The organism is Mesorhizobium sp. P2_B11 (assembly GCF_056404855.1).
Map to the genome: position 1 here is coordinate 332084 of NZ_JBFUDF010000003.1, position 25560 is coordinate 357643.

A 25560-nucleotide genomic window follows, 5' to 3' on the forward strand; every position below is an offset into this window, starting at 1 on the left:
CATCGACGATGTCGCCCTCCCGCAAAGCGGTCTAGGACGCGAACATGATACTTGCGTGACAAGGCATTTCTGCCGGCCATTGGCATTCGGCGCTTGCCGTGCAGAAATGGCTGCATGCAGGAAACACTCATCGCGGTGGCCGTTTTCCTCTGCCTGACGGCGGCGCCGCTGGTCAGCATGGCTGTCTATGGCAAATTGCCCGCGCATCACCGCGAGGACGACACCAACAATGTGGTACGGCTGGCCGCCAACCTGTTCGTGGTCATGACCTCGCTGGTGCTTGGTCTCATGATCAACTCGGCCAAGAACACTTTCGAGTCGATCGACCGCAACGTGCACACCTATGCGACCGAGTTGATCCTTCTCGACCGGTCGCTTCGGCAATATGGGCCTGAGACCGCCGAGGTGCGTCAGCCGCTGGTCGCTTATGTGCAAAGACAGACCAACAACTGGACAGAAGCCAACGAAACACCCCTCGTCGCCAACCGGCTGTCTGAACGTCTGTTGACCGAGATCAGCACACGATTGAACGCTCTGCAGCCTGCTGACGCAGCGCATGTTTCCCTGCTGGAGGACGCCCACCAGCATCTGCAGAAGGTGGTGGAACTGCGCTGGGCTTTGATTGAGCAATCGGAAGGTACCATCCCGCGGCCGCTGATCGTGATGCTCGTTGCCTGGCTGGTGCTGATCTTCGCCAGTTTCGGTTTCAGGGCGCCGCGAAATGCCATCACCATAGAGACGTTCGTGGTGTCGGCTGCGCTGATTGCCGGAGCGCTTTACCTGATCCTCGATATGGATGTGCCGTTCTCCGGCCCGATCCAGATTTCGTCGGCGCCTTTGCAGAGGGCCTTGGTCGAATTGCAACAGTGAGGCGGAACCCGCGGCGCTCCAGCGCATTCCTGGATACGGCTGGATTTGCCGGTCCGTTTTAGGGAGGCGATATGGGTTTCGATCAGTATCACGAGCCGCCGGAAGAACTGACGCAGAAGGTGCGGACCTTTGCCCGCATGATCACCTCCCTGATCGAGGAAGCGGAGGCGATCGGCTGGTATGAGCAACGCATGTCGGTGGAAAAGGACCCGCAGGCCAAGGCGATCATGAAGAACGCGCAAGGCGAGGAGTTCAAGCATTTCGGCATGGATCTCGAATTCCTGCTGCGCCAGAAGAAGGACTGGCGGGCGGAACTGAAGGAAATCCTGTTCACGACGGGCGACATCGTCAAAGCCGGCGAGCGCGGCGAGAAGAAGGTGGATTGAGGCCGGCCGTCCTACGTCCGGCAGCAATCAATCGCTATCCCTTGCGATCAGCTCCAGCGGCCAGACTTCGCGGATGATGCGCCTGCCTTCGGGGCCGGCGAATGCGGGGAGCGAGGCCAGCAGCATTTCGGCCAGCCGCCGGCCCATCGGCTCCAGCGACGGACGGAAGGCGGTCAGCGCCGGTGAAAAGTAGCGGCAAAGCGGCGTGTCGACGATGACGATCACCGCAATGTCGTGGCCGGGCCTGATGCCCATCTCGGCCAGTGCCTTGCAGCCGCCGAGCGCCATTGCATCATTGTTGAAGATGATGGCTGTGGGCCGGTCCTTGGAGAGCATCACGCGCGGCGTCACCTGGTAGCCTCCGGCCTCGTTGATGAAGCCGTCGGCGATCAGGCCGGGGTCGACTTCGATGCCGTGCCGCTTCAGCGCCTTGCGGTAGCCGTCGAGGAACAGGTAGCCGAAGTTGAGATCATGCGAAGGGCGGATGGCGGCAATGCGGCGGTGGCCGCGCGCGACCAGACGGTCGACGGCTTCTTCACCCGCCCTTTCGAAATCGATATCGAGCGAAGGATAGGTGTCGTCGCCGGATTGACTGCGGCCAAGCGTGGCAAAGGGAAAGCCGGCCTTGCTGAGATAGTCGATCCGATCGTCTTTCCGCCGTGTATTGGCCAACACGACCGCGTCGGCCCGGCGCGTCTCAACCACGCGGCGCAGCCTCTCCTGCTGATATTGGCCGGGCTCACCCATGACGACCATCAGATCCAGGTCATGCTCGGCGAGCCGCGCCTGCAGACCGGTCAGGAACGGGATGAAGAACGGTTCGCCATATTGCTGGTCGCCGGGATGCGGTTGCAGCATGAAGGCGATGGAACGGGTGGCGCCTTGCCGCAGACTGCGGCCGGACTGGTTCGGCGAATAGTTCAGCTGCTTGGCGGCGGCGAGCACGCGCTGACGGGTATCGGCATTGACGTCGGCGCGGCCGTTCAGCGCCCGCGAAACGGTGCCGATCGAAATGTTCAGGTGACGCGCAAGGTCGTGGATGCTGGACGCCAAAGAATAGTCTCCCCCTGCCTTGGCCGGAGCAATTCCAGGAAAAGTGCGAAGCGGTTTTCCGTCCGGAATTGCGTCAAAAACAAAGAGTTAGAGCGGCTCGCCGTTTGCAAAACGGTGAACTGCTCTAGCACCGGCTGCCGCTCAGGCCAAGGCTTCGGGATGATTTTTGCAGGCAGCCGATTGACATTCTACGCCATCGGGTGTGTTCTCGTAAACGTTTACGGGAAAACGTTTACGGTGATGCCGTGGATGCCGTGACATTCGGTCTGGAGGGACCGGACGGGAGGAATGCCGGATGATGAATGCCGTCCTCGTCGGCTGTGGTGCGATGAGCAAGGCCTGGCTCGGTGCCGCAAGGCAGATCGACGGGCTTGCCATTGTCGGCCTTGTCGATCTCGACGCCGAACGGGCGAAGGCGAGGGCGCTTGAATACGGGCTGGACAGCGCCATCATCGGCACCAGCCTCGATGCTGTGCTCGACCAGACCAGGCCCGACGCTGTGTTCGATGTCGTGGTTCCCGCCGCCCGGCGCGACGTCGCCTTTGCCGCCTTTGCCCACAATTGCCATCTGCTCACCGAAAAGCCGCTGGCCGATACGCCGGAAAACGCCCGCGCCATCGTCGAGGCGGCGCGCCGCGCAGGGCGTGTCCATGCGGTGGTGCAGAACCGCCGCTATGTCGCCAACGTGCGGCGCATCAGGCGGTTTCTGGATTCCGGCGCCATCGGCAAGCCGACCAGCATTCATGCCGACTTCTTCATCGCGCCGCATTTCGGCGGCTTTCGCGAGGAGATGGCGCATGTGCTCTTGCTCGACATGGCGATCCATACGTTCGACGCCGCCCGCTACATGGTCGGCGGCGATCCCGCAGGTGTCTACTGCCAGGAATGGGAACCGGCCAATTCGTGGTACCGGCAGGGCTCATCGGCAAGTGCTGTCTTCGATCTCGGCGACGGCAAGGTGTTCACCTATGCCGGCTCCTGGTGCGCCGCCGGCTTCCGCACCAGCTGGGAAAGCAGCTGGCGCATCGTCGCCGAGCACGGCAGCCTGGTCTGGGACGGCGAGGAGGGGCTGAAGGCGGAAGGTGCGTTGTCGGTCCGCGACGGCATGTTCGACCTGACCCAGCCGATCATCGTGCCGCCGCTCGATCCCGCCGACCGTATTGGCGGCCATGTCGGCATCATCAAGGATTTCATCCACGCGATCGAGACCGGCACCGAGCCGGAAACGCGCGGCTCCGACAACATCAAAAGCCTGGCCATGGTTTTCGGCGCCATCGAAAGCGCCGAGACCGGCCGGCGCGTAGCGATCCCTGCACAGGAAGAAAAGTAATGCCAAACCCGCTTCTCGACATCCGGATCGGCACCATGGTGCGGGCCAATCTCGAAGACCCCGCAGCCTACATCAAGCAGATCCTGCCGCTTGGTTTCGAAAGCATCCAGCCTTTCTTCTGGCAGACGCTGGGCGGCAAGGATTTGCCGCGGCTGGCCGGCCAGATTCGCGAGGCGATCGGCGATGCCGATGTCAGCGTGTCCTCGCTTGGCGTGTTCGGCAATCCGCTGGAGGATGGCGAGGTCGATCGCGGCGTGCTCGCCGCCTGGGAGACCGTGATCGACAATGCGCATCTGTTCGGCGCTTCCATGGTCAGCGGTTTCACCGGGCGCCTGCGCGGCAAGAAGCTGACCGACAGCCTGCCTCGCTTCCGCGAAGTATGGGGGCCATTGGCCAAACGCGCCGCCGACAAGGGCGTGCGCATCGCCTTCGAAAACTGCGCCATGGACGGCAATTGGGCGACCGGCGACTGGAACATCGCCCATAATCCCGATGCCTGGGAGCTGATGTTCAATGAAGTGCCCGACGACAACCTCGGGCTGGAATGGGAGCCCTGCCACCAGCTGGTCTATCTCATCGACCCGATGCCGCAGATCCGCAAATGGGGGCCGCGCATTTTTCACGTCCACGGCAAGGACGCGACGGTGCGCTGGGATGTCATCCGCGAGCATGGCGTGTTCGGCCGGCTGCCCTTCGTGCAGATGCGCACGCCGGGTTTTGGCGACAGCGACTGGACGCGGGTGATCAGCGAATTGCGGCTCGCCGGCTATCACGGCGCCATCGACATCGAGGGCTGGCATGACCCGGTCTATCGCGGCGATCTCGAAATCACCGGCCAGGTGCGGGCGCTTGAATACCTGAAGCAATGCCGGGGAGGAGCGACCTATCTGCCGAACCCGGCGTGAGGAGCGGCCGGCGGGAGGAGCCGGCCGGAGACGATTGCTGAGCAGTGCCGACAAGCGAATGACGAAACCCCTCGGCTCACCGAGGACAAAAGGGAGGAACGTTAATGAGCATCGCATTGAGAACGACACTTCTGCGCTCGACCGTCGTGGCCGCCGCCACCGCGCTCTGCGCCGCCATCTCCACTCTGCCGGCGCATGCGCTTGACGCCCAGTGGTGCAAGGACGTCCACATCCGCTTCTTCGTCGGCGGCGCCGAGGGCGACGCTTTCGGCACCATCGTCTATAATGGCGCCAAGCAGGCAGCGGCCGATCTCGGGCCGAAGGTCGACTACATCTTCTCGCAATGGGACGTCGAGAAAATGGTGCAGCAATTGCGCGAGGCCGTCGCGGTCAAGCCCAACGGCATCGCCATGATGGGCCATCCCGGCGACGCCGCGATCATGCCGCTGGCCGAACAGGCGCACAAGGACGGCATCAAGATGATGTACCAGAACGTGCCGGTGCCGAAGGTGGTGGAAGCGTTCGGCGGCGGATATGTCGGCGCGCAGCAGGAACAGCAGGGCCGTGCGCTCGGCGCCGAGGCGTTCAAGCTTGGCAAGCTCAAGTCCGGCGACAAGGCGATCATGATCGGCCCGTTCGAGAACGAAGCCCGCGGCGCTCGCGAGCGCGGCACGGTGGCCGCGCTCAAGGAGGCCGGCGTCGAGGTGATCCAGCTGTCGTCGCCGCCGAGCGGCGAATGGGCGTCCGACCCCAATCTGGCGATCCCGGTCATCACCGCAGCGCTGCTCAACAATCCTGACGTCAAGGCGGTCGGCTATCCCGGCGGCCAGATGCTCGGCAATGTCGCCACCTACATGCAGGCGGCGGGACGGAAGCCCGGCGACATCTTCAATTTCGGCTTCGACACCAGCCCGCAGATCGTCGAGGCGTTCAAGGGCGGCTGGGTGCAACTGACGGCCGACCAGCAGCCGTTCCTGCAGGGTTATCTGCCGATCCTCAGCCTCTGCCAGCAAGTGGTGCTGGGCCTGGCGCCGATGAATGTCGACACCGGCGCCGGCTTCGTCACGCCGCAGAATTACGAGATCGTCGCCGAGCTCGCCAAGCAGGCGCTGCGCTGACCTCCCAAGCTGCCGGCTGGGCCTGAGCCCAGCCGGCAGGACCGCTGGCGAGAATGCCGGCAAGCGACAATGAACGCGAGGATCGCCATGGCCGAACGCATTATCGAACTGCGCGACATCAGCAAATCCTACGGCCAGGTCTATGCGCTGGGCGGGGTCAACCTCTCCGTCGACCGCGGCGAGGTGGTTGGCCTCATCGGCGACAATGGCGCCGGCAAGTCGACGCTGATCAAGATCCTGTCCGGCGTCGTCAAACCGACCAGCGGCGAGATCCTGGTGCGCGGCAAGCCGGTGACCGGCTGGAGTGCCGCGCGCTCGCGCGACGCCGGCATCGAGACGGTGTTCCAGGACAGGGCGCTGGCGGTGCAGCAGACCATCGTGCGCAACATCTTCATGGGCCGCGAACTGACCGGCTTCATGGGCTTCCTGAAGGTCAACAAGGAGATCGAGGAGGCGAGCCGCTTGATGCGCGAGATCGGCTTCACCTCAAAAGTGTTCACGCCGCATTCGATCGTCGGCCAGCTCTCGGGCGGCGAACGCCAGGGCGTGGCGATCGCGCGCGCCATCTACAAGCAGGCCGAGCTGATCATCCTCGACGAGCCGACGACGGCGCTGTCGCTGACCGAGACCGCCAAAGTCTTCCATTTCGTGCGCCAGGTGCGGGCGAGCGGCCGTTCGATCCTGTTCATCGGCCACAACATCCACCATGTCTTCGACATTGCCGACCGCTTCGTGGTGCTGGACCGCGGCAAGGTGGCGCTGACCGCCGACCGCACTGAGGTCAACTCGGCCGAAGATCTCATCAACTTCATGGAAGACGTCGCGCACCCCGGTGGATTGCCGGGCCTGCACGATGCCGGCGACGCGGAGAGGGCAGTGCGATGAGCAAGACCATGGAACCCGATCTGCAGAGCCCGCTCGGCGGCGAAGTCGCGCGACCTGAGTGGAAGCACCCGTCCGATCACTGGCTGCGCGGCTTCGTTATCGACAACCGCGCCGCACTCGGCACGCTCGCCGTGTTCATCGTCATGATGGCGGCGTTCCTGATCGCCAACCCGACGGTGTTCACCACCTGGTATCTCTACAGCTCGGTGCTGACGACGCTGCCGGTTGCGCTGTTCGTGGTGGTGCCGCTGGTCTTCGTCGTCACTTGCGGCGAGATCGACCTGTCGTTTCCGGCGACCATGGGCTTTGCCTCATGGGTGTTCGCCTTGGTGGTGCAGGCCGGCTACGATCCGTTCCTCGGCATTGCGGCGGCGATCATCACCGGCATGCTGCTCGGCTTTCTCGTCGGATCGCTGGTCGTCTATGGCGGGCTGTCCTCGCTGATCGCCACGCTCGGCATGAACTTTTTGCTGCGCGGCCTCATCCAGATCATCAATGAGGGCAAGTCGACAGCGCTGACCGGTCTCAACGACAGCTTGGCCTACAAGATCTTCTCCAGTCAGCTGTGGGGCATCCCGGTACAGATCTTCTGGGCACTCGCCTTCGTCGTTTTGTCGGCGATGCTCTACAACCGCCATCGTTTCGGCGCGCAGGTCAGGGTGGTCGGCGACAACCCCGACAGCGCCCAGCAGATGGGCATCGACGTCAAGCGCGTGCGGGTCAAAGTGTTCGTCTTCACCGGCATCGGTGCGGCGATCGCCGGCACGTTCTCGGTGATGATCAACTTCACCTGGTGGCCTACCGCGGGCGACGGCTATCTCCTGCCGGTGCTGGCGTCGGTCTTCGTCGGCGGCACGCCGACCTGGGGTGGCATCGGCACGGTCGCCGGCGGCGCCATCGGCGCGGTCACCGTCGCCTTCATCCAGACCGGCGTGGTGGCGGCGGGCCTGAGTGGCTTCTACGTCCAGTTCTTCAACGGCCTGATCATTATTCTTTCGCTGCTCGGGCACAAGTGGAACCAGGCGAGGTATAGGTGAGGGCTAGCGGTTAAGACGGATCACACCGCCGCGACGAACCCGTCCAGCACGCGTTTCTGGCCGGCTTTGTCGAAGTCGATGGTCAGCTTGTTGCCTTCGATGGCCGATATGTTGCCGTTGCCGAATTTCTGGTGGAAGACGCGGTCGCCGACGCTGAAGGGGGAGGGCGTGTCGGCGACGGATTTGGCGACAAGCTCGCCGTCGATGGTGCGGCCCTTCACCGAGGTGCGGCCGGCGCCGTAGCCGCTATCGGTCTCGCCATAGCCGATGCGCTCGACCTGGTGGCCGGAACGTGTGCCCCAGTTGCGGTCGGTCGCCTCGGTGCGGTTGGCTTGCGCGCGCTGCCAGCCCGGTGTGGCATAGGTGTTGGAGAAGGCTTTGTCCTCGCCGACTGTGTCGAAGCGGGAAGCGCCATAAGGGTTCTGGCGGCCGCTACGCTGGCCGCCGCGTCCGGAAGCAAACGAGCCGCCGCCATAGGCATTGCCGTAGCCGCCATAGGAATTGCCGCTTTCGGCGACCTCGACATGGCTTTCCGGCAGTTCGTCGAGGAAACGCGACGGGATGGTCGACTGCCACAGGCCGTGGATCAGGCGGTTCGACACGAACCAGAGGTGCAGGTTCTTCTTCGCCCGCGTCAGCCCGACATAGGCGAGGCGGCGCTCTTCCTCCAGGCCGGAGCGGCCGCCTTCGTCCAGCGCGCGCTGATGCGGGAACAGGCCTTCCTCCCAGCCGGGCAGGAACACGGTCTCGAATTCGAGGCCTTTGGCCGAATGCAGCGTCATGATTGAGACGGCATCGAGCCCGGCATTCTGCTCGGCATCCATGACCAGCGCCACATGTTCGAGGAAGGAGCGCAGCGACTCGTACTCCTCCATGGAACGGACCAGTTCCTTCAGATTTTCCAGCCGGCCCGGCGCTTCGGCCGAGCGGTCGTTCTTCCACATGTCGGTGTAGCCGCTCTCCTCCAGAATGGTCTCGGCGAGTTCGGTGTGCGGCGTGGTTTCCAGCGCCTTCTGCCAGCGTTCGAAATTGGCGGCGACTTCGCGCAAGGCGGCGCGCGGCTTCGGCTTCAGCTCGTCGCTTTCGGCGAGGTTGCCGGCCGCTTCCAGCATCGGGATGCGCAGTGCACGCGCGGTGTCGTGGATCTGGCGGATGGTGGCTTCGCCCAGCCCGCGCTTCGGCACGTTGACGATGCGCTCGAAGGCGAGGTCGTCGCCGCCATTGGCGACGACGCGCAAGAAAGCCAGCGCATCGCGGATTTCCATGCGCTCGTAGAAACGCGGGCCGCCGATGACGCGGTAGTTGAGGCCGAGCGTGATGAAGCGGTCTTCGAAGGCGCGCATCTGGAACGAGGCGCGGACCAGGATGGCCATGTCGTTGAGATTGTGTTTCTGGCGCTGATAGGCCTCGATGGTCTCGCCGACGGCGCGGGCTTCTTCCTCGGAATCCCAGGCGGCGTGGACATGCACCTTGTTGTCTTCAGGCTCGTTGCGGTCGGTGAACAGCGTCTTGCCGAAGCGGCCTTCATTGTGGGCGATGAGATGCGAGGCGGCGCCCAGAATATGCGCGGTCGAGCGATAGTTGCGCTCCAGCCGGATGATGGTGGCGCCCGGAAAATCCTTGTCGAAGCGCAGGATGTTGTCGACCTCGGCGCCGCGCCAGCCATAGATCGACTGGTCGTCGTCGCCCACGCAGCAGATGTTGACGGTGGCGCGCACTTTACCCTCCCCTTGATGGGGAGGGTCGTCGCGAAGCGGCGGGGAGGGGTGACTGGCGCCGGCGCTGCCACCCCCACCCGCGCCGCTACGCGGCGCGACCTCCCCCATCGAGGGGGAGGTAGGCCGCTGCGCCAGCAGCCGCAGCCACATGTATTGCGCCGTGTTCGTATCCTGGTATTCGTCGACGAGGATGTATTTGAAGCGCCTGTGGTAGTCCTTCAGCACATCCGGATTGGCGCGGAAGATGCGGATCGGGTGGCAGAGCAGGTCGCCGAAGTCGCAGGCGTTGAGCGTCTGCAGCCGCTCCTGATAGGCCTTGTAGAGCTCGCGGCCCTTGCCGTTGGCGAAGCTGCGGGCGTCGCCCTCGGCGATATCAGCGGGGCCTTGGCCCTTGTTCTTCCAGCCGTCGATCATCTGCGCGAACTGCTTGGCCGGCCAGCGCTTGTCGTCGAGGCCTTCGGCCTGGATCAGCTGCTTGATCAGCCGCACGACGTCGTCGGTGTCGAGGATGGTGAAATCGGATTTCAGCCCGGCCAGCTCGGCGTGGCGGCGCAGCAGCTTCACGCCGATCGAATGGAAGGTGCCGAGCCACGGCATGCCCTCGACATTGCCTTCGCCGATCAGGATGCCGATGCGCTGCTTCATCTCGCGCGCGGCCTTGTTGGTGAAGGTCACCGCCAGGATCTGCGACGGGAAAGCCCTGCCGGTGGCGAGGATATGGGCGATACGGGTGGTCAGCACCCGCGTCTTGCCGGTGCCGGCGCCGGCCAGCACCAGGACCGGGCCTTCGGTGGTCTCCACCGCCAGCCGCTGCTCGGGGTTCAACCCCTTCAGGTAGTCAGGCGCGCTGTTTTGGCCGCTGCGGGCCGCCATAGCGCGCGCGGCAATCCCCGACGGGGCCGCGGGCCGCGCATTCGGTTCGTCAAAGAAGGGCATGTCTTCCGAAAAGCCGGACATCGTCCCGAATGTAGTGATTCGGCAGCGAAAGACCAGAAGTGTCTACGTTTTGTTCTGGTTTGGAAGCCAGATTCCCGGGCGCCGTGCGAATTTTATCGCCCCAGTGCCCGGCAGCCTGTGTAAAACCTCTACCTGGCCGTCTCCCGCATCCGCTCGGCGATCTTGTCGGCGACGTAACCGGCATCGCGTGCGGCACCATGGATCATGGTGGACGAGGTCGAGTGCTGGAAATGCAGGCCGCAGACATAGAGGCCTGGTTCGCCTTCAACCGCGCCGCGATACTGCTTCACGCGGCCGGTGCCGTCGAAGACCGGCAGCTTGATCCAGTCCAGCCCGCCCTTGAAGCCGGTGCACCAGACGACGTTCGCGACGTCGAGGGTCTGGCCGTCGTCGAGCAGCGGTTTGCCGTCGCGCACACCAGCGACGCGGGCGACCCGGCGGACGCCCGCAGCGTCGAGATCGGCAGGCTTGACCCGGATCAGCGGCAGGCCATGGGAGAGCTGGTTCGGCTTGGCCTTGCGACCCATTGGCGTGTCGACCGTCAGCAGGCGGTGGAAGACGAAGCGGAACACGACCGGCAGCACCAGCCGCATGGCGAAATAGCCGTTATAGGCGACCGGAATGTTGCCGGGATGCCGGCCGGCCAGCCAGACCTGATGCGAAGAGGCGATATCCATGGCGATTTCCGCGCCGGAATTGCTTGCGCCGACCAGCAGCACGCTGCCCGGATTGAGCTGCGCCGGGTTCTTGTAGGCGCTCGAATGCAATTGCCGGATCGACGGATCGAGCTGTGCGGCGAAGTCCGGCAGCTTCGGTTTCTGATAGCTTGCCGAGGCGATGACGACATGGTCGGCGCTATAGTTCGTCCGGCCGGCCGTCACGACATAGCGGCCGTCGCTGCGGGTGACTTCGTCGACCTTGACGCCGGTGCGCACGGGCAGTGAAAATTTTTCGGCATAGGCTTCGAGATAGTCGGCCATCTCGTCCTTGGTCGGGAAATCATAGCGGCCGGCAGGGAAGGGCATGCCAGGCAGCCCGTCATAGCGCGCCGGCGTGAACAGGCGCAGCGAATCCCAGCGCGAGCGCCAGATGTCGCCGATGCGTTCGCGTGCCTCAAGGATGATGAACTTCATGCCTTTGCGGGCGAGATGGTAGCCTACCGACAGACCACATTGGCCGGCGCCGATGACGATGACGTCGAAATGCTCTTCACTGAGGGCTGACCGCTTTTCGTCGCCGGATGATGCCTGGCCTGATGTCCTTTTGCCGCCCTGCAGCGCTTCGGCCTCCAGCTGCATGAAGGCCGTTCCCTGTTCCAGCAACGCGCCGGCGCGCATCCTTGTCTCGGTGATGCCGACGCGGCGGCCTGGCAGTCTTGTTGCGTGCCCAGTCGGGCGGGGTGTCGAAATCGGGGTCATGATTGCTCCATCTGGTTTCGTCAGCCATGGAGCAAAATAGCGGTCCGGCCCGGCGCCGCTTCGGGGAGACACCTCACCGGACCAAGAAAACGCAATGGGGATTTTCCCCCATGACCAGCGATCGTCGTCGTGTCAGAGCAGCCCGTTCTGGAAGGCAAAGGCCGTCGCTGCGGCGCGCGAGTTGACCGCCAGCTTGTCGAATATGTTGCTGAGATGCCGGTCGACGGTCTTTTCGCTGAGACCGAGGTCCGTGGCGATCAGCCGGTTTGTCTTGCCCGTGGCGACAAGGCCCAGCACCTCGATCTCGCGCCGGGTCAGGCCGTGCGGGCGCACATTGTTCGGCGCGGTCAACGCCGTGACGCGGGCAAGCTCGGGCGTGGCGCCAAGTTCGGTTAAAACCGCGCGGGCGGCGTCGAATTCGAGCCCGGCGCTGTCCTCGTCGCCAAGCGCGCGGCAGGCCTGACCGGCGAGTACACGCAAGCGCGCTTCGAGATAGGGCGCGCCGGCGTGGCGCCATGTCGCCAGTGCCGCGCGGAAATGGCCAAGTGCGGCTGATGCATTGCCGTCGTTCAGTTCGATTTCGCCGCGAGCCTGCGACGCCATCGCAACGAGAATGTCGGTGGCGAAACGGTCGGCTGTCGCCTGCAATTCCTGGGCAGCCTCACGCGCATCGTCGATTGCGCGGGCGGCAATCATGATCTCGACCAGCGCCGGAAGCAGGCGGGCGCGGCCGAGCGGGGTGTTGGTCGTGCCGAGCACGCGGCGCATGGTTGCCGCCGCCTGCTCGGCACGGCCTTGCATGAGGCGCAGCAGCGCCATGCCCGGTTGCGGCTCCAGGCCGAGCCGGCTGGCGGTGCGATAGAGCTCTTCGGCGGCAGCAAACTCGCCGCGCAGCCGGTGAATTTCGGCTTCCTGGTAGGCCGCGCCGGCAGTCGTCTCGTTGCTGACATTGCGGGCCAATGATGACGTCGCGCGCCGCGCTTCGGCAACGGCATCCTGCCAGGCACCGTTCACCTCCATGATCTCTGCCCGGTGCAGCCGGCATAGGCCGTTGAACTGAACCAGCTGTGGCTGCGATCCGCACCAGTTCGACATCGCGTCTGTCCATTCGCGCGAACGATCGAAGGCATAGATCTGCCGGCACGCATCGATCAGATTGCAGTAGATGAGGCCGGTGACGACAGGTGAAAGCTTGCCATCGACGACGGGCAGCATGGCTTCGTCGAGCGAGGCGATGCCTTCCTCGATCCGGCCCTGCCGCACCAGCGCACGGCCGAGGTAGCAGCGGGCGAAGGCGATCAGGTCGAGATGGCAACAACGCTCGCCGATCGCCAGCGACTGCGCGGCGAACACCGCGGCAGCCGCATCGTTGCCGGCCCTGAGTTCCCTATGGGCCGAAAGCATGATCAGGTAGCCTTGCGCCGCGCATTCGCGGCCAAAGTTCTCGGCATGGCGCTGCGCCTTCTGCAGCCAGGCGGTGCCGCGGCCCTCCTCGCGCAAAGCCATCAGCCGGAAGCCATGGAAGAACGCCCAATAGGCCGCCTGATCGTCGCGGCCGGCCTCGGCATGCAGGTTGAACAGGCGCTCGACGGCGGCGAAGATGTCGGGGTCGCGGTCCAGCATTCCTGCCGACCACATCAGCCGCTCCAGGTCTTCCGGCGCCAGCGCGGCGATCTCGTCTGTCGCCTGCAGAAGCTCGAACGCATCCGCCCATTGCCGCTGGCCATAGGCATTGCGGGCCTTCTCGAGCAATGAGGCGGCATCGGTCTTCATCGGCAGCATGCATATAGCATCGCTCGAAAGCGCGCAGAAGAATGGCGAATGCGCGGCGGCGTCATTTCGGCGTGAACGCGATGCCCATGCGGACAATAAAGACAGTCTTCGGCAGCTGCTTTACGGGCCGTTTAGGCTGTCGGTTCATCGGAAATCAACAGCATTGCGACACTATTGCAAGCAAAGGCTGCAATGGAGGCGGTGTTGATTGGAGTATTTGGACGCAGGGTAGCTCAGGTTCTGGGCGGTCGCGACGCCACGCCGCAATCACGCGATGACGGTCGAAAGATCATTGTGCCGGAAAAGGCTTACAAGTCGGACAGCCCTTATGACCTCGTGCAAAGTGTGGTGAATTTCGTCAACTTTGCCCTGCGCAAGGCGTACTACAACAGGGACGAGCTGGCGCAGAACGCACTGCGCTCCTATCACGTCGACTATTACATGGCGCAGGTGAACAATGGCGGCCATTCGCAATACGCCGCCAATTCGAACATGCTGGATTTCACGCTGCGGGATTGCCAGGAAGGCCTCGAGGCCATGCGCCATGACGCCGCCACCTTGCACCGGCGGTTCCTGACCTTCGCCAAGGCCGAGCCGGCGCGGATGGACAAGGTGTTCAAGGGCGGTGGTTTCGGCGAGATCGACCCGGCGATGGATAAACTCGACAAGGAATTCTACGAACTCTGCCGGCACAAGCCGCTGATCGAGGCGAACCGGACCTGGCTGAAGTCGCTGCCCGAACTCAAGGTCGTCGCCGACGACGAATATATGGCGGTCACCGACGCCTTCGCTGCGGCGAACAAGAATGCGTCGGCGCGCAAGGCCGAGCGCGAGCGCCAGGCCAAGGAAGACGACGCCCGAGACCCGCTCAAGCAGGCGATGGGCTATCTCTGCATCATGGTGAAAGAGCCGCGCCGGTTTATCGCCTGGCATCAGGGTCAGCCGGGCCAGGACCTTGGCGATGGCATCAAGATTGTCCGCTTCGTCGTCGAGACCGATCGCGGCATGTGCTACGCCTATTTCCACCCGAAATGGTCGTTGTTGTTCGACATGACGGCCAAGGGCGATCCGATCGCGCAGGTGCCGACCGAGATGGTCGTTGCGCATGTCCAGCGCTCGACCGGTCACAATCTCATGGATGTGCTGCGCCGCTGAGCCGGCGCGAAGAGGCCGTAACATCGCTGTGTTCTCAACCTGTGCGGTCAGCTTTGCTTGACAGGCACGGCGGGCGGGAGAAAGTTGTACCTTCGGGGGCAGGGACGGGATGCTGGCTGCCCATGGCCGCGTCACGGAGCGCGCATCAGTCGAAGGAGTATCGTCTTGGCTGTCGTCATCACCTCCCTCATCCTGTTCCTCATCGGCCTGGCACTTGGCGGCGGTGGCATGCGGCTCGCGATGCTGGGCGGCAGCTGGTATTACGTCATCACCGGTCTCGCCTTCCTGATAACCGCCTGGCTGCTGTTCCGGCGCAAGTCTACGGCGCTGTGGCTCTATGCTGCGATCGTGCTCTGCACACTGGCCTGGGCGGTGTGGGAAATCGGCTTCGACTGGTGGGAACTCGGCCCGCGCGGCGGCATCATCGTGCTTCTGGCGCTGTGGCTGCTGACGCCGTGGGCAAGGCAGGGCCTCAGCGGTCCCGACGCGCGCGCGCCACTCATCCTGGCGGTGCTCGCGTCACTTGCCGTGGCCGGCTATTCGATGACCGCCGATCCCAAGGACATTGCCGGCGAACTCAGCGCCGACAAGGTGACGCCGACCGCCGATCTCGGCGGCAATGTGCCTCCCGGCGAATGGCACTTCTATGGCCGCACGCAGTTCGGCCAGCGCTATTCGCCGCTCGACCAGATCACGCCGGACAATGTCGCCAAATTGCAGCCGGCGTGGACCTATCAGACCGGTGACGTGAAAGGGCCTGACGATGTCGGCGAAACCACCTATCAGGTGACGCCGCTCAAGGTTGGCGACGCTCTCTACATCTGCACGCCGCACAATTTCGCCATCGCCATCGATGCTACGACCGGCAAGGAGAAATGGCGCTTCGACCCCAAGGTCAAGCTCGACAGGAACCGCCAGCACCAGACCTGCCGAGGCGTGTCCTACTACGCCGATGCCAAGATCGCGGCGGGCCAGGCCTGCGCGACACGCGTCTACCTGCCGACCTCGGACGCGCGGCTGATCGCGCTCGACGCCGCCAACGGCCAGGTCTGCCCGTCCTTCGCCGAGGCCGGCACACTGAACCTGTTGACCAACATGCCGTATCCGAAGTCGGGCTATTATTACTCGACCTCGGCGCCGCTGATATCAGGCGGCAAGATCATTGTCGGCGGCGCGGTCAACGACAATTATTCGACCGAGGAACCGTCCGGCGTCATTCGCGCCTTCGATGTCGACACCGGCGCGCTGGTGTGGAACTGGGATTCCGGCAATCCGGACGTCACGACGCCGCTGCCCGCAGGCCAGACCTACACCCACAACTCTCCCAACATGTGGTCGACGGCGAGCGCCGACGAGAAGCTTGGCCTTCTTTACGTGCCGCTCGGCAACCAGACGCCGGACCAGCTCGGCGCCGGACGCAGCGCCAATGTCGAGAAGTTTTCCTCGTCGATAACGGCGCTCGATCTTGCCACCGGACAATTGCGCTGGGTTCGGCAGACCGTGCATCACGACCTCTGGGACATGGACGTGCCGGCGCAGCCGACACTGGTCGACATCACCACTGCTGCCGGCGTCGTGCCGGCGCTGGTCGGGCCGACCAAACAGGGCGACCTCTATGTGCTCGACCGGCGCAGCGGCGAGCCGATCATCCCGGTCAAGGAAGTGCCGGCGCCGGGCGGCGCCATCGAAGGCGATCATGCTTCGCCGACGCAGCCGTCTTCGGATCTCTCCTTCAATCCGAAGCCGCTGACCGGCGCCGACATGTGGGGCATCACCATGTTCGACCAGCTGGCCTGCCGGATCGAATTCCAGGGCCTGCGCTATGAGGGCCGCTATACCCCGCCTTCGGTGCAGGGGTCGCTGATCTATCCCGGCAATTTCGGCACCTTCAACTGGGGCGGCGTCGCTGTCGATCCGGTGCGACAGGTGATGTTCGGCATGCCGACCTATCTCGCCTTCAAGTCGCAGCTTATCCCGCGCGATCAGGTGCCGCCGCCGGATGAAGGCCGCGGCAGCGAACAGGGGCTGAACCGCAATGAGGGCGCGCCCTATGCGGTGGTGATGGGGCCGTTCCTGTCGCCGCTCGGCATTCCCTGCCAGGCGCCGCCATGGGGCTATGTCGCCGGTGCCGATCTCAGAACCGGCAAGATCGCCTACAAGCACCGCAACGGCACTGTCTATGACATGACGCCGCTGCCACTGCCGCTCAAGGTCGGCGTTCCCGGCATTGGCGGCCCGATGATCACTGCCGGCGGCGTCGCCTTCCTGGGGGCGGCGGTCGACGACTATCTGCGCGCCTATGATTTGACATCTGGCAAGCAGCTCTGGCAGGCCCGGTTGCCGGCCGGCGGGCAATCGACGCCGATGACCTACACCGTCGCCGACGGCCGCCAGTTCGTGGTCATCGTCGCCGGCGGCCACGGCTCGGTCGGCACCAAGCCGGGCGATTATGTGATGGCGTATACGCTGCCGAAATAGGATGGATTAGGCGACCGCCTGGACCGGCAATGCGGGCGCAAGCCTGATGGCGAAGGCGGCGTCCTTACCATGCACCAGGGCGAAGATGTCGGCGAAAGGCGCCGGCCGGCCGAGCAGGAAGCCTTGCGCTTCGTTGCAGCCCTCGGCGCGCAGGATCGACAGCTGGCTTTGCGTTTCGACGCCTTCGGCAAGCACCGGTATATCGAGGCTCTGGCCGAGCGCCAGCACGGCGCGGATGATGGCCTTGGCTTGCGGGCTGGTCTCGACCTCGGACATGAACGAGYGGTCGAGCTTGATCTTGTCGAAGGGAAAGGCTCTCAGCGTCTCCAGCGACGAATAGCCGGTGCCGAAATCGTCGATGGCGATGGTGACGCCCAGCGCCTTGATGCGCCGCAAGATGGTCAAGGTGCGGTTCTTGTCGGCGATGATGGTGGATTCGGTGATCTCCAGCTCGAGCCGGTTCGCACGCAGGCCGGTTTCGAGCAGGATTTCGTGGACGAGCTTCGGCAGGTCGGCATGGGCGAACTGCACCGGAGACAGGTTGACCGCGATCTTGTAGGGGTGTTCCCACGAGGCGGCCTTGGCGCAGGCGGTGCGCAGCACCCATTCGCCAAGCGGCAGGATGAGACCGTTTTCCTCGGCCAGCGGAATGAATTCGACCGGCGGTATGTTGCCGCGTGTCGGATGCTTCCAGCGCAGCAGCGCTTCATAGCCTCTGACATCGCCGGTCGAGACCGACGTCTGCACCTGATAGTGCAGGTCCAGTTGTCCGTTCTCGACGGCATCGCGAAGATCATTGGCCAGCGTGCGGTTGGCGCGGACGGCCTCGTCCATGGCCTGCTCGTAGAAACAGACGGTTCGCGTCACATTGGCCTTGGCGCGGTACATCGCCAGATCGGCGTTGTTGACGAGGGTTTCGCGGTTCTGCGCGTCGTTGGGATAGATCGCGACGCCAAGGCTGGCGCCGGTCGTGGCTTCGATACCGTCGATCCCGATCGGCGCAAAAAGTGCTGCTTCAAGGCGCGACACGAAATCGACAAGGTCCGATTGGCTCTTCATCCGCTTGACGCCGGCAAACTCGTCGCCGCCGAGACGGGCGACGAATTCGCCCTCCTGCAGAAGCGCGCTCATGCGCACGGCCAGGGTCTTCAGGGCCTGGTCGCCGGCGCTGTGGCCCCAGAGATCGTTGATTTCCTTGAACCGGTCGAGGTCGATACCGACGATCGCGAGCTTGCCGCCGAGTTCCCTGGCGCGGTCGATTTCGTGATCGAGATGATCGTTGAAATTGGCCCGGTTCGGCAGCCCTGTCAGCGCGTCGTTCATCGCCAGATGGTGCAGGCGGCGGAAGGCCTCGGAGCGCGAGCGGTCGTCGATCAGATAGCTGGCTAGGCCGGTGCCTATGATGATCAATCCGGCGACGGCGACACCAAGCGCCATGGCCTGCAAGGCGGCGGGATCTGTGTAGTCGCCGCGCATCGCCAGCGGCGTCACCTGCAAGGCTGCCATGGCGGTGAAATGCAGGCTGACGATGGCCACCACCAGGATCGTCGCGGCCCAGTATTTATGGCCTCGTATCCGATGATTCAGGGCGACGTTGATGGCCATGCACGCAAAGAGCACGGACAGAGCGATCGAGACGACGAGATAGGTCATGTCCCATTCGACCAGGCCATCGACATGGTAGGCGGCCATGCCGGTATAGTGCATGCCGGAAATGGCCAGGCCGATGATGATGCCGCCGAAGGAACCGGCAATGCGCGTACGGCCCGCAGCGGCGATGAAACCGGCGGCGGTGCCTGCGATGGCGATGAACAGCGAGGCGATCGTCAGCACCGGATCGAAGGCGATGGGCGCGCCTGGATCGTAGGCCAGCATGGCGATGAAATGGGTGCACCAGATCGACGATCCGGCGCAGACCGCGGTCAGGAAATGCCATCCGATCTGCTGCAGGCCGGTTGCCTCGTGAGCGCGCAGGAAGAGCCTGATCGTGGCCCAGGAACCGGCGCTGCAGACCAACGCCGCCACCAGCACCAGCCAGAGATTGTGCTCCATTGCCACACAGGAGATGACGCGCATCATGGTCGGATGCTTCCTTCGATCATAGGCGAGAAAGGCAACCGCCCCACAGACACGATTGCCGATAATTCAATCCTGACTCTGGGTTTCAACTTCTAATAGGTGATTAATTGCATTGGAGCGCGCTTGCGCGTTCTCGTTGCATGGTTTCCAGAAAGTGTACGATCTGTTCAGAAAGCGCAGAATATCGATATTTTAAGGTCCGCACCTGCACTCAACGCGATGCGGATCGCGCGCTGCCGGCCCAAGCGCCGGCGCGGTGCTCCGGATCGTAGAGAGGGACAGCGGGATCAGAGCCCGAGATGGCCCTTCAGGCTGGGCACCGAGTCCAGCACCTCGTTGGTCAGCTGCGGTCCCGCCGCGGCCTGCGCCTGCTGGATCAGTGTGGTGCCGGCCTTCTGGATCTGCGCCATGTCGAGGCCGGATGCCTTGAGGGCGGCAACGCCGTTGATCAGCGCGCCGGTCTTTTCGCCGAGCACGCCGCCAAGCGCGCCTTGCAGCGACGACAGGAAACCACCGCCGCCGGCAGGGGCGGCGGCCATGACGTCGTATTTCTGCGCCAGTGCGTCGGCGCCGGGGATCTTGGCGAAGAACGATGAGGCAGCGGTGCCTTCGGCCTCGTGCTCAAGCACCGAGAAGATGGTGCCGACGACCTTTTCGGTGACGGCCTGATCGAGGCCGGCTTTCTCGGCGACGGTGTTCACGATGCTCTGGGCGTCCATGGTATTTCCCTCGGCATTTCTGTCAGTTGCGGGCTTTGGAACGGCGCCGGTCGACGCGGACCTTCACCATCCGCGCGGCGGTCGCGGCAGCGGCGGAGCGCATTGCCAGCAAGGCTGCAACAGCAAGCACGAGCGCACTTGCAAGGATCGGAGTGGACAAGGTCATCAAATTTATTCCTTCTCGTCGGGCCAGCCTGACAGGCGAAGCCACAGTCAGCTTCCCCTCATATTGTGGCGACAACCATCAACATCTGCCGAAATGACCAAAATGTGATGACTGCTTGCCATTTGCGCCGGTTTTGCCAGCCGCGCGATGGCGCAGCGAACGTCACTGATCCGTGACTGGACCGTGCCAGCTTGCACCCTATCTTGATCCGCGAGGTGACCGTGAGGTCATCCCGGAGTGACCCACAGGTCATCTCCCAGCGAGGAGCACGCCATGACGAAACCCACCGCCGAAGCCGCCGAAGCCGCCAAGCCTGTCATCAGCCAGGCGATGATCGATGCCTATGACGAATACACGCATCTGACGCTCGACCGCCGCCGGTTCATGGAACAGCTGACCAGGCTCGCCGGGTCGGGCGCCGCGGCGGCCGCGATCGCGCCGCTGCTCGCGGCGAATTCGGCGCAAGCGGCGATCGTCGCCGACAACGATCCGCGGGTGAAGGCTGAAGATATCACCTATGCCGGCTCAAGCGGCGAGATGACGGGCTATCTGGTCAAGCCGGCGAGCCTGTCCGGCAAACTCGGCACCGTCATCGTGATTCATGAAAACCGTGGGCTCAACCCGCATATCAGGGATATTGCGCGGCGCGTGGCGCTAGAAGGTTTTGTGGCGCTGGCGCCGGATTTCCTTTCGCCGCTCGGCGGCACGCCCGCTGACGAAGACAAGGCGCGCGACATGTTCACCAAGCTCGATGCAAGCCAGGTCACCGCCGATGGCGTGGCGACCATGTCCTATCTCAAGGCTGACAAGGGCGGCAATGGCAAGGTCGGCGCGGTCGGCTTCTGCTGGGGCGGCGGCGCAGTCAACAATCTGGCCGTCAACGCGTCCGATCTTGCTGCCGGCGTCGCCTATTACGGTATGCAGCCGAAAGCCGAGGATGCGGCGAAGATCAAGGCGGCGCTGCTGTTGCACTATGCCGGGCTCGACGAGCGCATCGACGCCGGCATCGATGCCTACAAGAAGGCGCTCGACGCCGCCCATGTCGAATACACGGTCTATGTCTATGACGGCGTCAACCATGCCTTCAACAATGACACGTCAGCCGCGCGCTACGACAAGAAGGCAGCCGACCTCGCCTGGGGCAGGACGATCGCTTTCCTGAAGGAGAAGCTGGCTTAGCCGCTTTACGCGGCCGCCCATACGCTCTGATAGGCTGGCGACAGCGTAAAGCCGGCCGGCAGCACCGAGACCGGAGGCGGGCGGCGCACGCCCTCCTGCAGGTAGCGCAACGCCGACACCAACCCGTTCATCGTGTAGGGCTTGGCGATGACGCCGACCGCGCCGGCGAAATGGTCGGGAATGCGTTTTGGATTGGCGGTCATGAACACCACCACGGAGCGCTGGCTTTCTCTGATGTGCTCGGCAATTTCGACGCCGGTCGGTCCATCTGTGAGGTGAATATCGACAAAGGCGATGTCGGCATCGGTGGTTGCCACCATCGCCTTTGCTTCGGCCGAGGATGTCGCCCAGCCCACGACCTGGTGACCGGCCTCCTCGACAAGGCTTTCCAGTTCCATCGCCAGCAGCGCCTCGTCCTCGACGATCAGGACCTTGAGAGGTTCACTCATGACACATTCCCTTTCTGCTGCGGTTCGTTCGGCATCGAGATGACGACCCTAGTGCCCGGGCCCGCGTCGCGCCATTCGATGTCGGCATGCAACTGACGGGCAAGCGACTTGATCAGCCGCATGCCGAACGAGGCGTCGCCGCTGGCGTCCGACATGCCGACGCCGTCATCCGAGACCTCGATGTTGAAGTGGCCGTCGGGCTGGCTCATCTTGATGCCGATGCGACCCGCCGTGGTGCCGTCGGGTTTTTCCTTGAACGCGTGCTTCAGCGCGTTGGTGACCAGCTCGTTGACCATCAAGGCGACAGGCGTGGCCTTTTCCGCCGAGATGACGATCGGTTCGAGGTCCAGCGTCGATTTGATTTCGGCACGCCCTGAGGCGGTCAAGAGGTCGGTTACCAGATCCCTGGCAAAATCCGAGACGTCGAACCGGCTGACATCCTTCGACTGGTAGAGCCGGCGATGCACGGTGCTCAGCGCCTCGATGCGCTCCAGCATGGTGGTCAGCGACTGCTTGGTCGCTTCATCCTTGATAGTGCGGCTCTGCATGATGATCAACGACGAGATCATCTGCAGGTTGTTCTTCACGCGATGGTCGACCTCGTGCAGGAGCGTGGTCTGCGCTTCGAGCGCAGCCTCGAGCTCGCTGGTGCGTTCCTTCACCGCCTTCTCGAAGCGCTCCTTGTCGGCGGTGATGCGGTGCTCTGAACGCTTGCGGTCGGAGACGTCGAGTTGCGAGGCGAAGAAGAACAGGATGTCACCTTTGTCGTTGGACACCGGGCTGATGTAGAGCGCGTTCCAGAACGTCGAACCGTCCTTGCGATAGTTCAACAGATCGACGGCGATATCGGTTCCCGCAGCGATCGCATCTCGCACATTACCGACGGCTGCCTTGTCGGTCTTGGGTCCCTGCAGGAAGCGGCAGTTCTTGCCCATGACCTCGTCGCGTTCATAGCCGGTCAGGCGCAGGAACGCGTCATTGGCAAAGACGATCGGATTGTCAGGCTGCCGGGGATCGGTGATGATCATCGACATGCGGGTGGCGCGAATGGCGGCCGCGAACGGATCGCCCTTGCCGTGTTCGGCATGCAGATTGTCCGTCATGTGCCATGCGTCGGCCGGTTCCCTGGTCCTTTTCCAGTCCATGCTTTCACTCCAAGCCGTTTTTTCAGGGGGCACAACGGCTAAGGCGTGGAATTGGTTCAATCCTAAGCTTTCTTGTCGCAGCAGACGGTTTGTGGAACCAAAACATTGGTTCCGCAATCAATTGAGAACAAACGGCTTTTTAAGCTCGTTGCCTGTCCGCGATTCGATCCATGCGAACAAATTCTGACCGTGTGCGATGGTCAGCGCGGCGGCTTTGCAGTCGTCAACGGGGATGTAGCGCTCGCGCGCTGGCGGCGATTTCAGGACAGGGGGAAGGTCAGACGTGGCCGCGTTTCATGCGCGCCTGCTTGAGGATGGCCCGCCAGCGAATCATGTCGAAGGGGATCGGCTCGTTGTTGTTGGCGATCTGGAAGATTTCGTTGTTGACGTTCTTCAAGGAGCGCCAGAAATCATAGTCGGTAACGCGCGGATCGGCAGCCAGCCTGTCCACTTCGACCTTGATGTCGGTTTTCATGCACGTTCCTCGAACCGCCTGTGCCCCGCCGCCTGCATCGCAACTCTTAATCAGCCCGTTCTCAAACGGTCCGCTGAGTCGTTCAATGGCTCAAATGGTTTGTTAACGTTAAAACCTGGGTAAGGTTAACGCGGGCCCGAAAACGCTTCAAGCGCAGCGACCTGTGGATATTGAGGACGCTGCGACTTTGACTTGCGAGTGTGGCTTTGGTGCCCCTGGTGAGGACGGAGTTCGGCTTACTTGCGTTTGATGCCGATCGAACGACCGGCGCGTTCGGGCATCGGCAGCGCGGCATGCGCGGCGCGCATGGCTTCCACCTTGGCCTGGACGTCGGCGGGGAAGGGCGCGACTTTCGGCCCGGACATGTCGACATGCAGCGACAGGGTTTCGGAGGTGGCGGCGAGCCAGCCGTCGACATGGCGGATTTCCTGGTAGGCCCTCAGCCGCTTGTCGTCATGGTCGATCAGCTGGAACGAGACGACGACCTTGTGTTCGAGATGCAGCTCCTGGACGTAGCAGACATGGACCTCGGCCGTGTAGATGGTCAGGCGCCGCTCTTTGACATAGTCCAGCCCCATGCCCATCGCCGCGAAGGCTTCATCCGAGCAGCGGTCGAACAGCACGTTGTAGTAGGCCATGTTGAGATGGCCGTTGTAGTCGATCCAGTCCTTTTCGATGTCCATCGGCTTGGAGACGTAGGGGGCGGGGATGGGCATGGAAACTTCCTTGTTCTGGTGCTGGACCGCGTTCTGGTGCTGGACAGCGTATGGCGGGCAAGACTACGCATCCATAATCGCATAACAAGCGTGGACGCTGGTCCATTCGCGGAGGAATTCATGGCTCTGAGCGACCTCAACCCGGTCGAACGCAACGAGGAAGGCATCGCCGCCGTGCTCGGCATCCTCAAGCAGCAGCTCGGCGAACGCTTTCAGACCGGCGCGGCGATCCGCTCGCAGCATGCGCACACCACAACCTATATCCCGACGCAGGCGCCCGATGGCGTCGCTTTCCCGGAGACGACGGAAGAGGTGCAGGAGATCGTGCGCGCCTGCGCTGCGCATCGCGTGCCGGTCATCGCCTTCGGCGTCGGTTCCTCGCTGGAGGGGCACACCAACGCGCCGGGCGGCGGCATCTCGGTCGACACGTCGCGCATGAACCGGATTCTTGCGGTCAACCCTGAGGATCTCGACTGCACGGTCGAGCCCGGCGTGACGCGAGAGGATCTCAACCGGCATTTGCGCGACACCGGCCTGTTCTTTCCGATCGATCCCGGCGCCAATGCGTCGCTCGGCGGCATGGCGGCGACGCGAGCATCCGGCACCAATGCCGTGCGCTACGGCACGATGCGCGAGAATGTCCTGTCGCTGACAGCCGTCATGGCCGATGGCGAGACGGTGACGACCGGCAAGCGGGCGAAAAAGAGCTCGGCCGGCTACGACCTGACGCGGCTTCTGGTCGGCTCGGAAGGCACGCTCGGCATCATCACCTCGCTGACGCTGAAGCTGCAAGGCATCCCGCAGGCGATCTCCGGCGGCGTCTGCCCGTTTCCGAGCCTGGAGGCGGCCTGCAATGCGGTGATCGCGACCATCCAGATGGGCATTCCGGTGGCGCGCATCGAACTGGTCAACGCGCTGCAGATGCGGGCGATGAAGAATTATTCCAAGCTCGACTATCCCGAGAGCCCGTGCCTGTTCGTCGAATTCCATGGCAGCGATGCCGGCGTCGCCGAACAGGCCGAAACGTTTGGCGCGATCGCCGAAGACAATGGCGGCGGGCCGTTCCTGTGGACCAGCGTCGCCGAGGAGCGGACGAAACTGTGGAAGGCGAGGCACGACGCCTACTGGGCATCGCTGACGCTGCGGCCAGGCGCCAAGGGCCTGTCGACCGATGTCTGCGTGCCGATCTCGCGGCTGGCCGAATGCGTTGCCGAAACCGAAGCCGATATTGCCGAGATGGGCCTGGTGGCGCCGATCGTCGGCCATGCCGGCGACGGCAATTTCCATGTGCTGGTGCTGATGGATGTCAACGACCCCAAGGAGATCGCGCTGGCCGAGAAATTCGTCGCGCGGCTCAACATGCGGGCGATCGCCATGGACGGCACCTGCACCGGCGAACATGGCATCGGTCAGGGCAAGATCGGCTTCCTGCGCCATGAGTTCGGCCATGGCGTCGATATCATGCGTTCCATAAAAAAGGCACTCGATCCGCAAGACATTATGAACCCGGGCAAGATATTACCTGCATAGCCGAAATGGGAGTGGGCGA

22 protein-coding genes are annotated in these 25560 nt (G+C 63.5%); 11 read left to right on the forward strand and 11 right to left on the reverse strand.

The window, feature by feature from the left end; translation table 11 throughout:
- Nucleotides 1-51: 51 nt before the first annotated feature.
- Together AC1DYJ_RS10140 and AC1DYJ_RS10145 are read left to right on the forward strand one after the other, a co-directional pair.
- Nucleotides 52-870 carry a bestrophin-like domain gene (locus AC1DYJ_RS10140; protein ID WP_477280494.1) on the forward strand — a complete coding sequence of 273 codons (819 nt, stop codon included), beginning with the start codon at nucleotides 52-54 and terminating at the stop codon, nucleotides 868-870.
- A 71-nt stretch (nucleotides 871-941) separates the two neighbouring features.
- On the forward strand, nucleotides 942-1256 hold the full coding sequence (locus AC1DYJ_RS10145; protein WP_477280495.1) for a ferritin family protein: 315 nt from the start codon (nucleotides 942-944) through the stop codon (nucleotides 1254-1256).
- Between the two features lie 27 nt (nucleotides 1257-1283).
- On the opposite strand, the gene AC1DYJ_RS10150 is transcribed toward AC1DYJ_RS10145, so the two are convergent.
- Nucleotides 1284-2309: a LacI family DNA-binding transcriptional regulator gene (locus AC1DYJ_RS10150; protein WP_477280496.1), complete on the reverse strand. Its 1026-nt coding sequence runs from the start codon at nucleotides 2307-2309 to the stop codon at nucleotides 1284-1286.
- Between the two features lie 295 nt (nucleotides 2310-2604).
- Between AC1DYJ_RS10150 and AC1DYJ_RS10155 the strand changes: the two genes are divergently transcribed.
- The 5 genes from AC1DYJ_RS10155 (at nucleotide 2605) to AC1DYJ_RS10175 (ending at nucleotide 7584) form a co-directional block, all read left to right on the forward strand.
- Nucleotides 2605-3639: a Gfo/Idh/MocA family protein gene (locus AC1DYJ_RS10155; RefSeq protein ID WP_477280497.1), complete on the forward strand. Its 1035-nt coding sequence runs from the start codon at nucleotides 2605-2607 to the stop codon at nucleotides 3637-3639.
- Entirely contained in the window at nucleotides 3639-4544 is a 906-nt protein-coding gene (locus AC1DYJ_RS10160; protein WP_477280498.1) for a sugar phosphate isomerase/epimerase family protein, read from the forward strand. The genes AC1DYJ_RS10155 and AC1DYJ_RS10160 overlap by 1 nt, the downstream gene beginning before the upstream one ends.
- Nucleotides 4545-4648: 104 nt before the next feature.
- Nucleotides 4649-5662 (forward strand): substrate-binding domain-containing protein, encoded by a 1014-nt coding sequence (locus AC1DYJ_RS10165; RefSeq protein WP_477280499.1) that lies wholly within the window; start codon nucleotides 4649-4651, stop codon nucleotides 5660-5662.
- An 87-nt stretch (nucleotides 5663-5749) separates the two neighbouring features.
- Nucleotides 5750-6547, forward strand: a complete 798-nt coding sequence (locus AC1DYJ_RS10170) for an ATP-binding cassette domain-containing protein (RefSeq protein ID WP_477281711.1) — start codon at nucleotides 5750-5752, stop codon at nucleotides 6545-6547.
- Nucleotides 6544-7584, forward strand: coding sequence for an ABC transporter permease (locus tag AC1DYJ_RS10175; RefSeq protein WP_477280500.1), 1041 nt, complete (start codon nucleotides 6544-6546; stop codon nucleotides 7582-7584). The genes AC1DYJ_RS10170 and AC1DYJ_RS10175 overlap by 4 nt, the downstream gene beginning before the upstream one ends.
- A gap of 20 nt (nucleotides 7585-7604) precedes the next feature.
- Here AC1DYJ_RS10175 and AC1DYJ_RS10180 read toward each other — a convergent pair whose 3' ends face one another.
- The 3 genes from AC1DYJ_RS10180 to AC1DYJ_RS10190 all read right to left on the reverse strand — a co-directional run bounded on the left by AC1DYJ_RS10180 (nucleotide 7605) and on the right by AC1DYJ_RS10190 (nucleotide 13459).
- Entirely contained in the window at nucleotides 7605-10259 is a 2655-nt protein-coding gene (locus AC1DYJ_RS10180) for an ATP-dependent helicase (protein ID WP_477280501.1), read from the reverse strand.
- 128 nt (nucleotides 10260-10387) lie between these two features.
- Nucleotides 10388-11677 (reverse strand): flavin-containing monooxygenase, encoded by a 1290-nt coding sequence (locus tag AC1DYJ_RS10185; RefSeq protein ID WP_477280502.1) that lies wholly within the window; start codon nucleotides 11675-11677, stop codon nucleotides 10388-10390.
- 132 nt (nucleotides 11678-11809) lie between these two features.
- Nucleotides 11810-13459, reverse strand: coding sequence for a LuxR C-terminal-related transcriptional regulator (locus tag AC1DYJ_RS10190; protein ID WP_477280503.1), 1650 nt, complete (start codon nucleotides 13457-13459; stop codon nucleotides 11810-11812).
- Between the two features lie 195 nt (nucleotides 13460-13654).
- On the opposite strand from AC1DYJ_RS10190, the gene AC1DYJ_RS10195 reads away from it, so the two are divergent.
- On the forward strand, nucleotides 13655-14605 hold the full coding sequence (locus AC1DYJ_RS10195) for a DMP19 family protein (RefSeq protein ID WP_477280504.1): 951 nt from the start codon (nucleotides 13655-13657) through the stop codon (nucleotides 14603-14605).
- A gap of 165 nt (nucleotides 14606-14770) precedes the next feature.
- The gene (locus AC1DYJ_RS10200) at nucleotides 14771-17083 is read left to right on the forward strand and encodes a glucose/quinate/shikimate family membrane-bound PQQ-dependent dehydrogenase (RefSeq protein WP_477280505.1); all 2313 of its coding nucleotides are present in this window, start codon (nucleotides 14771-14773) and stop codon (nucleotides 17081-17083) included.
- Between the two features lie 6 nt (nucleotides 17084-17089).
- Here the strand turns inward: AC1DYJ_RS10200 and AC1DYJ_RS10205 are convergent, their stop codons facing one another.
- From AC1DYJ_RS10205 to AC1DYJ_RS10215, 3 genes are all read right to left on the reverse strand, one after another.
- Nucleotides 17090-19162: a putative bifunctional diguanylate cyclase/phosphodiesterase gene (locus AC1DYJ_RS10205; RefSeq protein WP_477426055.1), complete on the reverse strand. Its 2073-nt coding sequence runs from the start codon at nucleotides 19160-19162 to the stop codon at nucleotides 17090-17092.
- 287 nt (nucleotides 19163-19449) lie between these two features.
- Nucleotides 19450-19881: a hypothetical protein gene (locus tag AC1DYJ_RS10210; RefSeq protein ID WP_477280507.1), complete on the reverse strand. Its 432-nt coding sequence runs from the start codon at nucleotides 19879-19881 to the stop codon at nucleotides 19450-19452.
- Nucleotides 19882-19903: 22 nt separating this feature from the next.
- Nucleotides 19904-20047 carry a hypothetical protein gene (locus AC1DYJ_RS10215; RefSeq protein WP_477280508.1) on the reverse strand — a complete coding sequence of 48 codons (144 nt, stop codon included), beginning with the start codon at nucleotides 20045-20047 and terminating at the stop codon, nucleotides 19904-19906.
- Nucleotides 20048-20320: 273 nt separating this feature from the next.
- Between AC1DYJ_RS10215 and AC1DYJ_RS10220 the strand changes: the two genes are divergently transcribed.
- Nucleotides 20321-21226, forward strand: coding sequence for a dienelactone hydrolase family protein (locus tag AC1DYJ_RS10220; RefSeq protein WP_477280509.1), 906 nt, complete (start codon nucleotides 20321-20323; stop codon nucleotides 21224-21226).
- Nucleotides 21227-21231: 5 nt separating this feature from the next.
- On the opposite strand, the gene AC1DYJ_RS10225 is transcribed toward AC1DYJ_RS10220, so the two are convergent.
- From AC1DYJ_RS10225 to AC1DYJ_RS10240, 4 genes are all read right to left on the reverse strand, one after another.
- Entirely contained in the window at nucleotides 21232-21675 is a 444-nt protein-coding gene (locus AC1DYJ_RS10225) for a response regulator (RefSeq protein WP_477280510.1), read from the reverse strand.
- A complete protein-coding gene (locus AC1DYJ_RS10230; protein ID WP_477280511.1) occupies nucleotides 21672-22820 on the reverse strand; it encodes a histidine kinase dimerization/phosphoacceptor domain -containing protein in 1149 nt (382 codons plus the stop codon). The genes AC1DYJ_RS10225 and AC1DYJ_RS10230 overlap by 4 nt, the downstream gene beginning before the upstream one ends.
- Before the next feature lie 277 nt (nucleotides 22821-23097).
- Nucleotides 23098-23295 (reverse strand): hypothetical protein, encoded by a 198-nt coding sequence (locus AC1DYJ_RS10235; RefSeq protein WP_477280512.1) that lies wholly within the window; start codon nucleotides 23293-23295, stop codon nucleotides 23098-23100.
- Between the two features lie 236 nt (nucleotides 23296-23531).
- Nucleotides 23532-24011: a thioesterase family protein gene (locus AC1DYJ_RS10240; RefSeq protein ID WP_142865359.1), complete on the reverse strand. Its 480-nt coding sequence runs from the start codon at nucleotides 24009-24011 to the stop codon at nucleotides 23532-23534.
- A 120-nt stretch (nucleotides 24012-24131) separates the two neighbouring features.
- On the opposite strand from AC1DYJ_RS10240, the gene AC1DYJ_RS10245 reads away from it, so the two are divergent.
- Nucleotides 24132-25541, forward strand: a complete 1410-nt coding sequence (locus AC1DYJ_RS10245; protein ID WP_477280514.1) for an FAD-binding oxidoreductase — start codon at nucleotides 24132-24134, stop codon at nucleotides 25539-25541.
- Nucleotides 25542-25560 lie beyond the last annotated feature (19 nt).